8 protein-coding genes and 1 pseudogene are annotated in these 9,920 nt (G+C 75.2%); 8 read left to right on the top strand and 1 reads right to left on the bottom strand.

Translation table 11 applies throughout. From position 1 onward, the window contains the following. The coding region (locus C3489_RS37145) for a hypothetical protein (protein ID WP_103786551.1) at positions 1 to 1,107 on the bottom strand (1,107 nt) is incomplete at its 3' end. A gap of 441 nt (positions 1,108 to 1,548) precedes the next feature. Between C3489_RS37145 and C3489_RS37140 the strand changes: the two genes are divergently transcribed. From C3489_RS37140 to C3489_RS37105, 8 genes and pseudogenes are all read left to right on the top strand, one after another. Beyond that, a complete protein-coding gene (locus C3489_RS37140; RefSeq protein WP_103786550.1) occupies positions 1,549 to 2,232 on the top strand; it encodes a DNA polymerase beta superfamily protein in 684 nt (227 codons plus the stop codon). A gap of 323 nt (positions 2,233 to 2,555) precedes the next feature. After that, positions 2,556 to 4,604, top strand: a complete 2,049-nt coding sequence (gene fusA / locus C3489_RS37135; RefSeq protein WP_103786549.1) for an elongation factor G — start codon at positions 2,556 to 2,558, stop codon at positions 4,602 to 4,604. 230 nt (positions 4,605 to 4,834) lie between these two features. After that, a complete protein-coding gene (locus C3489_RS37130) occupies positions 4,835 to 5,233 on the top strand; it encodes a hypothetical protein (protein ID WP_103786548.1) in 399 nt (132 codons plus the stop codon). Between the two features lie 40 nt (positions 5,234 to 5,273). Then, on the top strand, positions 5,274 to 6,404 hold the full coding sequence (locus C3489_RS37125) for an ADP-ribosylglycohydrolase family protein (protein WP_258055120.1): 1,131 nt from the start codon (positions 5,274 to 5,276) through the stop codon (positions 6,402 to 6,404). Between the two features lie 63 nt (positions 6,405 to 6,467). Next, complete coding sequence (locus C3489_RS37120) at positions 6,468 to 7,331, top strand: alpha/beta fold hydrolase (RefSeq protein ID WP_103786547.1); 864 nt, start codon at positions 6,468 to 6,470, stop codon at positions 7,329 to 7,331. Between the two features lie 186 nt (positions 7,332 to 7,517). Beyond that, positions 7,518 to 8,012, top strand: a complete 495-nt coding sequence (locus C3489_RS37115; protein ID WP_258055121.1) for a GNAT family N-acetyltransferase — start codon at positions 7,518 to 7,520, stop codon at positions 8,010 to 8,012. A 5-nt stretch (positions 8,013 to 8,017) separates the two neighbouring features. Further along, positions 8,018 to 9,499, top strand: a complete 1,482-nt coding sequence (locus tag C3489_RS37110) for an ABC transporter substrate-binding protein (protein WP_374936810.1) — start codon at positions 8,018 to 8,020, stop codon at positions 9,497 to 9,499. Between the two features lie 2 nt (positions 9,500 to 9,501). Then, a pseudogene (locus tag C3489_RS37105) lies at positions 9,502 to 9,920 on the top strand (ABC transporter permease); the annotation flags it as partial.

Below are 9,920 nucleotides of genomic sequence, written 5' to 3'. Positions count from 1 at the left end.
CCGGTCCTGCAGCACGCGCCCCACGCCGTACAGCGCGTTGACCGTGAGGACGGCAGGACCGACGGTCCCGGCGGTGCCCGGGAAATCACGCTCCAGGGTGAGTGCGATCAGCACGGCCGTGATGCCGTTCTGCTGGGCGAGCCCCAGCGCGATCCGGTCCCGGCGCGGCAGCCCCCGTACGAACAACGGCAGCACCAGCAGCGCCACCAGCGCCTGCGCGCCGAACGCGGCCGCGCCCAGCACGATCCCCTGCGCCCAGTTCACGCCCCGCGCGAGCAGCAGGCCCAGCGCCAGGAACGCGGCGAGGAACGCGCCGCCGACCGCCCGCTCGACCGCCCTGCCCACCACCTGCGAGCGCACCACCAGCCCGGCCAGCGCCACCGCGAGCATCAACTGCTGCGCCGCCGCGAGCACCAGCAGAGCCACCAGCAGCAGCACCGCTCCGGTGCCCCTGGCCCGCCGCACGCCCTTCGTGTCCGGCAGCCGGCCGGCCGCCCACCGCCCCGCGCACCACACCACCACGGCGCCCGCGAGCAGCGCGGCGTTCAGGCCGAGCCCGGTCAGGTACCCGCCGGCGCCCCCGGCGGCCACCTCCGGAGCGCCCGGGTTCCCGGCCGCCGTGTAGGCGTAGCCGGCGAGATACAGGGTCAGCAGCACCGTCATCGGGTCGTCGAAGGACGCCCACGCCTTCAGCAGCGACCGGGCCCGCTCCGACATCCGCCCCTCGCGGTCCAGCGCGGCGACCGACAGCGGGTCGATCTGCGCCACCGCCATGCCCAGCACCAGCGACTCCGGCCGCCGGAAGAACAACAGCATCGTCCCCGCGATCAGCGCCGCCTTCAGCACCACGCCGAGCGTGACCGCGACCAGCACCCCGGTCAGATCCGCCCGCAGCGCCTTCACGTCGATCGCGTACGTGCTGCCGTACAGTCCGACCGCCAGCAGCAGACCCGCCGTGAACAGATAACCGCGCGAGTCCATCACCCCGGTGGTGTCCACCGGCAGACCGATCAGCACCCCGGCGGCCAGCGCGGCGGCGCCGCCCAGCAGCAGGCCCGGCACCGCCTCGGACAGCCGCCGCAGCCGCGCGCGCCCCGGTGTCGCCATGGCCTGGTCCCCCCTTCGCCTTCCGCGCCCGCACGGCGTCCGGGACGGGCGGGGACGCCTGCGCCCGGCGTCGCGCCCGCCGCCGCGGGGCAGGTGAATCGTAGGGGGCCCGCCCGCCGCACCGACAGCCCGACACCGGCCGTGTCAAGGGCAGTTGACGAGCCTCGGCCCGTTCCGCCCGCGCGGGCTGCGGCGCCGTCGCCGCACCCCGGTGTCATGCCTCGTCTTCACGATGCCCGTCCCCGGCCGCCGCCGAACCCGCACACGCCCCGCGACCGGGTGCATCCGGCCGTCCGGCTCACTCTTCCCGGTGACCCGGGGACACCGCACGGCGCCCGGCAGGCGCGCGGGTCCGCCCGGTGAGCCCCCGGCGGAAAATGCGCGGTCGGCAACCGCTCGCGCGGTGCATGATGGCGGACCGCACCACCACCGGGGGGACCTGTGAGCGTGAAGAACGTCCTGCTGTCCGGCATCGTCGGCTCCACCGCGTACGGCCTGGCCCGCGAGGGCTCCGACATCGACCGGCTCGGCCTGTTCGCCGCCCCGACCGAGGAGCTGCACGGCCTGCACCGGCCGGCGGAGTCGCACGTCAGCACCGCACCGGACCGCACCCTGCACGAGGCGGCCAAGTGGTGCCGGCTGGCCCTCGGCGGCAACCCGACCGTCATGGAGCTGGTCTGGCTGCCCGACGAGCTGTACGAGGTGCGCACCCCGCTCGGCGACGAACTGATCGCCCTGCGCTCCAGTCTGCTCAGCGCCCGCCGGGTGCGCGACGCCTATCTCGGCTACGCCACCCAGCAGTTCCGCAAGCTGCTCAACCGCTCGGCGGACGACGCGCCGCCCGCGCGTACCGCCAAGCACGCGCGGCATCTGAGGCGGCTGTGCGTCCAGGGCTTCGAGCTGTACGCGACCGGCGCGCTGACCGTCCGGGTCGAGGACCCCGAGGCCTACCACGCCTTCGGTGAGCGGGTCGCCGAGGACCCGTCGGCCGCCGAACCGCTGCTGCGGCACTACGAGGAGGCCTTCGCCGGCACGCCGAGCGCGTTGCCCGAACGCCCCGACGAGTCCGCGGCCGACGCCTGGCTGCGCCGGGTGCGGGCCCATTACCTGCGCGCGGCGGCCTGACGGAAATTCGGATGCCGGGCCCTCGCCCGCCTCCCTAGACTCACGGACATCACGCGCCGCCGGCCCTGACGGCGGCGCGCTGCCGGGACCGAGGACGAGTGAGGGGAGCAGGCCGTGCGTGACCGCACCGCTGTCGCCGCTCCCCGCGCCCGCTACGAGGTGATCCTGGTGTCTCGTGCCGTCCGGTGCCCGCTGCGCGGCCGGCACCGGAACACCGTGACGCACACCTGACGGCCCGTCATCTCACACTCGGGCGCCCGTCGACGCGTCCGGGGACATCGCGCTGCCCTTCCACCGCATCACACCCGAAAGGCATCAGGGCCGTGCGCACCGCACTCGACCGTCACCTCACCCACCCGCTCGCCGCCGTCCGCAACCTGGGCATCCTCGCCCACGTCGACGCCGGCAAGACCACCGTCACCGAACGGATCCTGTACGCCACCGGCACCACGCACAAGCGCGGCGAGGTCCACGACGGCACCACCGTCACCGACTTCGACCCGCAGGAACGCGACCGCGGCATCACCATCTTCGCCGCGGCCGTCAGCTGCGCCTGGGACGGCCACCGGATCAACCTGATCGACACCCCGGGCCATGTCGACTTCGCCGACGAGGTGGAGCGCTCCCTGCGCGTACTGGACGGGGCCGTCGCCGTGTTCGACGCCGTGGCGGGCGTGGAGCCGCAGAGCGAGTCCGTGTGGCGCCAGGCCGACCGGCACGGCGTGCCCAGGATCGCCTTCGTCAACAAGATGGACCGCGCGGGCGCCGACCTGGACACGGCCGTCGCGTCGGTCCGCGCCCGGCTGCACCCGGCGCCGCTGGTCGTCCAGCTGCCGCTCGGCGCGGAGGACGCCTTCACCGGCGTCGTCGACCTGGTGCGCATGCGCGCGCTGACCTGGGCCGACGGTGGCGAGACGGCCACCGAGGGCCCGGTTCCGGACACTGTGCTGGAGGAGGCCCGGCGGCGGCGCCGGCTGCTGGAGGAGGCCGTGGCGGAACGGCACCCGGCGGCACTGGAGGAGTTCTGCGACCGCGAGACGCTCACGGCGCGCACGCTCACAGCCGCGCTGCGGGACCTGACCGTCAGCGGTGACGGCGTGGTCGTGCTGTGCGGCTCCGCCTACCGCAACCGGGGCATCGAGCCGCTGCTGGACGCCGTGGTCGCCTACCTGCCCTCACCGGCCGACCGGCCGCCGGTGAGGGGCACGCAGGACGGCCAGGAGCGCCCGGCGGACCCGTCGGCCCCCTTCACGGCCCTGGCCTTCAAGGTCACCGCCACGGCGACCGGACGCCTGACCTATCTGCGCGTGTACGCGGGAACACTGGAGAAAGGAGACACCGTGTGGGACGCCACCGCACGCCGCACCGAGCGCGTCGGCCGCATCCTGCGCGTCCAGGCCGACCGGCACGAGGCGGTCGAGCGGGCGGTCGCCGGTGACATCGTCGCCGTCGTCGGCCTGAAGTCGGCCCGCGCCGGGACGACCCTGTGCGCCCGTGACACGCCCATCGTCCTCGAACCGCCGGGCGCCGCCGAACCGGTCGTCTCGGTGGCCGTGGAGGCCCGCCGCTCCACCGACACCGAACGCCTGTCGGCCGCGCTGGCCCGGCTGGTCGAGGAGGACCCGTCCCTGGTGGTGCGCACCGACGCCGAGACGGGCCAGACGGTGCTGTCCGGCATGGGCGAACTCCACCTGGAGGTCGCGGCGGAGAAGCTGCGCCGCGCCCACGGGCTGGAGATCACCACGGGCCGCCCGCGGGTCAGCCACCGCGAGACGGTCGCCCGCGGTGTGACCGGTGTCGTCTTCCGGCACGTCAAACAGGACGGCGGCGCGGGCCAGTTCGCGCACGTGGTGCTCGACGTCGAACCGCTGCCCGACGGGCCGGGCGGCACGGGCTTCGTGTTCGCGTCCACGGTGGTGGGCGGCCGGGTGCCGCAGGAGTACGTCCGCGCGGTCGAGGCCGGCTGCCGTGACGCGCTGGCCGAGGGCGGCCCGCTCGCCGGGCACCCGGTGACGGGTCTGAAGGTCACGCTCACCGACGGCTCGACCCATGTGAAGGACTCCTCGGAGATGGCCTTCCGCACCGCCGGCCGGCTCGGCCTGCGCGAGGCGCTGCGCGGCTGCGCCCTGCTCCTGCTGGAGCCGGTCGCCGAGGTCACCGTGACGGTGCCCGAGGACGCGGTCGGCGCCGTCCTCGGCGACCTCGCGGCACGCCGGGCCCGGGTGACCGGCTCCGACACCCGTGGCGGCGCCGCGGTGGTGACGGCGACGGTGCCGCTGGCCGAACTCTTCGGCTACGCCACCCGCCTGCGCGGCCGCACCCAGGGCCGCGGCACCTTCACGGCCCGCCCGACGGGGTACGCACCCGCGTGACCCGTGCAGGCCGACCCGCGTGACCCACGCCGCCGATGGCCCCGCCCGACGAGGGGAGGGCCGTCGGCGGCCCCCTTGACGGGGGGCCTGGGCGGCCACCGGTCGGTGCCGTGGCCGGGATGTGTGTCCGTTCCCCGAAACCGAGTTCGCACCAGTGCCCTCCGCCTGGCACCATGGGGCGCTGCTGTGCGCGTGGGCGTGAGTCGAGCGTCCTTACCGAGGGGAGAGCCGTGGCGGACTGGATCTACATCCTCAATCCTCAACTGGACCTGCTGGACGGTGAACCGACCGACCGCGAGACGATACGCCGACTCGCCGAGGAGGAGCCGGAACTGGAGCTGTGGCTCAGCCGCCGCAACCGGATGCAGCCGGGCGACCGCCTGTGGTTCTTCTTCACCCAGCCGGACGCGGCGGTCACCGCGGTGGCCGAGGTCGACGAGGAGCCCTGGGAGGACCCCGACGACCCCGAGGTGTCCTATCTGGTCGCGGCGACGCTGCTCACCGAGGCCACCAAGGCGCTGTCCCGCGAACCCGTGGGCCGCGACAGCCTGGGGCTGGGGCAGGTGCGCTCGGTGCAGAAGGTGAAGCCGGAGGCGCTGCCGGTCCTGCTGGAGCGGGCGGGCCTCTGACCGCCCCCCTCGTCGTCCGCCGAAAGAGAGGCGCACCGCCTTGCCCCACGCCAAGGACTCCCAGCGGGAACTCTTCGCCCGGCAGTCCCGCGCCCGCGGGCTGATGCTCGGCCTGGCGCTCGGAGAAACCCTGGGGGCGGCGCGGGGCAGGCCGCCCGCCACAGGTGTGTTGCGGGCCGGTGTCAGCACCCAACTGGCCTGCTTCACCGCGGAGGGCGTCATCCGCGCCCTGGTCCGGGGCAGCCACAAGGGCGTCTGCTACGGCCCCGGCGTGGTCCTGCACGCCTACTCCCGCTGGGCCTTTGTGCAGGGCATCGCGCAGGAGAAGATGCGGGCGCGCTGGAACCCGTACGACAACAAGGGCTGGCCGGACGGCTGGCTCACGGGCGTGCCGGCGCTGGCCGAGCGGCGCGGCAGCGCACCGGCGACGGTGACGGCCCTGTCCCGGATCGAGCTGGGCGAGCCGGGGATGGCCACGCCGAGCCGGGGCTGCCACGCGCTGACCCGGGCGCTTCCGGTCGCCGTCGCCGGTCCGTGGGCCGTCGCACAGGCCGGGGCGCTCGCCGCTCTCACCCACGGCGACCCGGCCGCACAGAGCGCCACCTTGCACGCGGCCTTCCTGGCCCACCACTGCCTCGGCCATCCGGTCGCCGCACGCGACCCGTTCACCCCGCCCGAGCAGGACGACCCGTCCGGCCGGGCCGTCCGCGAGGCGCTGCACGCCGGCATCACCGCTCTCCCCGGCGACGACCGGCCGGTCACCGAGCAGGAGCACGCCCGGCTGCAAGCGGCCTTCAAGCACGCGCTGGAGGAGCCCGCGCACCCCGGCCACCTGGCCCGGCTCGCCCCCGACCCGACCGCCCCCGCGGCCCTGCTCGGCGCGGTCTACGCGGCGGCCTCCTTCCCCGGCCGCGCCGACATCCCGGCCGCGCTCGCCTTCGCCGCCGGCGCCCCGGACGGCGAGTCCGTCGCCTGCGTGACCGGTGCGCTGCTCGGTGCCGTCCACGGGGCCGAGGCGCTGCCCGCCGGCCTGGTCAGCCGTCACGAACTGGCCTGGGTACTGGACACCCTGGCCCGTGACCTGACCCTGGAGCTCGACGACTCACCCAGCGGCATGGAGCACGTCCCGGCGTGGGACCCGCACTGGTGGGAGCGGTATCCGGGCTGGTGAACACGGCGGTGCGGCCCGCCAATTCGATTGCCGTGGCCGTTGCTCCGCTGACACCCTCCGCCCATGCCCACCTTCACCGCCCCCGACGGCACCCTCCTCGTCCACCACGACAGCGGGGACGGGCCGCCCCTCGTCTGCCTGCCCGGCGGGCCCCTGCGGGCCTCCTCCTACCTCGGCGACCTCGGCGGGCTCACGGCCCACCGGCGGCTGGTCCGGCTGGACTTGAGGGGCACCGGCGCCTCCGCCGTGCCGGACGACCCGGCCACGTATCGCTGCGACCGGCTCGTCGACGATGTCGAGGCGCTGCGCAGGCACCTCGGCGTCGAGCGGATCGACCTGCTCGCGCACAGCGCTGGGGCCAATCTCGCCGTGCGGTACGCCGAACGCCATCCGGAGCGGATCGGACGGCTGGTCCTCGTCACGCCGAGCGCTTTCGCCCTCGGCGTCGAGATCACGGCGGAGGACCGGCTGAGCACCGCCGGTCTGCGGCGCGACGAGCTGTGGTACCCCGAGGCCCGTGCGGCGCTCGAAGCCGTCACCGGGGGGCGGGCCGGCGCGGCGGACTGGGAGGCCATCGCGCCGTTCTGGTACGGCCGTTGGGACGACGCGGCGCGGGCCGACCACGCGGCGAACGACACCGAGAAGAACCACGAGGCCGCCGCGGTGTTCATGGGCGACGGCGCCTTCGAGCCCGAGCGGACCCGCGCCGCCCTCGCCGCGCTCACGGCCTCCGTGCTCGTCCTCGCGGGGGAGTTCGACGTGGCGGCTCCGCCGCGTGCCATGGCCGCCCTCGCCGCGCTCTTCCCGCACGGCGAGTTCGTCGTGCAGGACGGTGCCGGGCACATGCCGTGGACGGACGACGCGGGGCGGTTCACCGCGACGGTGGCGGAGTTCCTCTCGCGGAGGGCGGCAGTCCCGGCTTTTTGAAAATGAATATCATGTGGCAGAGTGGCGGACATGCTCACCGCCACCGCTCGACCGGTGTCCCGCTGGGGCCTCGGTGATCTTTCCTCATGGCTTATTGCATATGATGCGCAAGTGCGTGATCAAAGCATCAAGGGCTACCGCATCCGGCCCGCGACCGCCGACGACCTCGGCGGCGCGCGGGCCGTCATGCTCGACACCCTCTACCGGGACTTCGGTACCGGGTACGTGCCGCGCTGGCACGGCGACATCGTCGACCTCGCCGGGGCCTACCTGGTGCCGGCCCGGCACACCCTCCTGGTGGCCCTCGACGCCGACGGCCGCGTCGTCGCCACCGGCGCGCTCGACTCGCGCGGCCCCGCGCACCCGCCGAACCCCCGCCACCTCGCCCGGCGTTACCCCTGCGGCACCACCGCACAGCTGCGCCGCCTCTACGTCCGCCCCGAGCACCGCCGGCGCGGTCTCGCCCGGCGGCTCGTGAGTGAGCTGCTCGCCTTCGCCTCCGCCGACGGCGGCTACCGCGCCGTCTATCTGCACACCGACCCGTCCGTCCCCGGGGCGGAGGCGTTCTGGCGCTCGCTCGGCACGGTCGTGCACGACGAGCGGGAAGACGCCGACACGGGCAACGGGGTCCTGCACGTCGAGATCCCGATGGCCGCCCCCGCCGAGGCGGTGCGCCGGTGACCTCCATACGCCGCGCCCGGCTGCTCGCGCCCCTCCTCCTCGTCCCGCTCCTCGCGAGCTGCTTCGCGGAGAAGGAGGACGCCGGGGCCGGGGCCGCGCCCGGCTCCCGGCTGCGCGTGGCCCTCGCCTTCCCGCCCGCCGAGAACCTCTCCCCGTACGGCGCCGACGCCACCATCCTCAGCCGCCTCGGCGTCACCGAGGGCCTGACCGCCCTGGACGCCAACGGCACCGCCACGCCCGCCCTCGCCGCGTCCTGGCGGCGCGAGGACGCCCGCACCTGGCGCTTCACCCTGCGCGAGGCCACCTTCCAGGACGGCACCGAGGTCACCCCGGCCGCCGTCGCCGCCTCCCTCACCCGCGCCACGCGGGCCAGGCCCGCCCCCGCCGCCCTGTCCGGCGTCACCCTCACCGCCCGCCCCGCCGGCCGGCACGGGGTGTGCGTCACCACCGCCGCGCCCGACCCGATCCTGCCGTTGCGGCTGGCCAGTCCGAGTCTCGCCGTGTTCTCGCCGAAGGCGTACCGCGACCCGGGGCACGTCGATCCCGTCGCCACCGCCACCGGGCCCTTCCGGCTCACCAAGGTCACCGGCGCCACCTCCGCCACCCTCGACCGCCACGACGGCTACTGGGGCGGCCTCGCCCACGCCGCCGGCATCGACGCCCGCTTCGTCGCCGACGGCACCGCCCGCGCCAACGCCCTGCGCACCGGCGAGGTCGACATCGCCGAGGCCGTCCCCGTCTCCCAGGCCGCCACCCTCGACCGGGCCACCCGCCGCGAGACCGCCACCACCCGCACCACCAGCCTGCTCCTCAACACCGGGAACGGGCCCTTCAGGAACCCGGCGACGCGGGCCGCCGCCCGGGCCGCCGTCGACACCTCCGCCCTCGCCCGGGGCGTCTACGAGGGACACGCCGACGCCGGCACCGGCATCTACGGACCCGCCGTCACCTGGGCCGCGGGCAAGCGCGTCACACCCGCCCGGGTACGGCCGGGAGCAGTCGGCGGCACCTCCGTCACCCTCGCCACCTACGACAACCGGCCCGAACTCCCCGAGGTCGCCCAGGTGCTGAAGCAGCAGCTGGAGAAGGCCGGGTTCCGGGTCACGCTCCAGGTGCGGGAGTACTCACGGCTGGAGAGCGACGCCCTCGCCGGGAAGTTCGACGCGTTCGTCCTCGCCCGCAACACCCTCGTCGACACCGGCGACCCCGTGGCCGTCCTGGCCGGCGACCACACCTGCCACGGCGACTACAACATCGCCCAGTTGTGCGACCCGCGCGTGGACCGGGCCGTCGCCAAGGCCGAGGCCACCGAGGACACCGGCGCCCGGCAGGACGCCGCCATGGCCGCCGAGGCCGCCGTCCTCGGCACCGACGCCGTCGTCCCGCTCGTCCACCAGCGGATCGTCACCGGCGTCGCCACCACGGTGAAAGGCGTGCTGCTCGACCCCTACGAGCGCACCCTCGTCGGCCCCGGGACCCGCCGCTGACCATGCGCACCACCCTCGGCGCCCTGCTGTGGCGCACCGCCCTGGCGGCCTGTCTTGTGTGCGCGATCGGGCTGCTGCCCTGGCTCACGCACACCGACCCGGCCCTCACCGTCCTCAAGGCGCGCTCGGCCGACCGCGACCCCGACCCGCAGGTACTGGCCGACATCCGCGCCCAACTCCACCTCGACGAGGGGCCGTTGCGGCTGCTCACGCGGTGGCTGCGCGGTGACGGCGGGCAGTCGTGGCTGAACGGCGCCGACGTCACACCGGCCGTGCTCGACGCCCTCGGCGCGTCCCTGCTGCTGATGACGGCGGCCCTCGCGGTCGCCGTCGTCACCGCCGCGCTCGTCACCGCCCCCACCCTGCGCGGTCGGGCCCGGCGCCGCCACGGCGGCAGCGGCACCGCCGTCCTCGCCGCGCT

Source organism: Streptomyces sp. Ru71, assembly GCF_002920535.1.
In the GTDB taxonomy this organism is placed as follows: domain Bacteria; phylum Actinomycetota; class Actinomycetes; order Streptomycetales; family Streptomycetaceae; genus Streptomyces.
This window is presented reverse-complemented; position numbering and strand designations above follow the sequence as displayed.

Coding starts and splice junctions, on each gene's coding strand:
- C3489_RS37120 (WP_103786547.1), top strand. CDS start 6,468: ATGCCCACCTTCACCGCCCCCGACGGCACCCTCCTCGTCCACCACGAC.
- C3489_RS37115 (WP_258055121.1), top strand. CDS start 7,518: ATGCTCGACACCCTCTACCGGGACTTCGGTACCGGGTACGTGCCGCGC.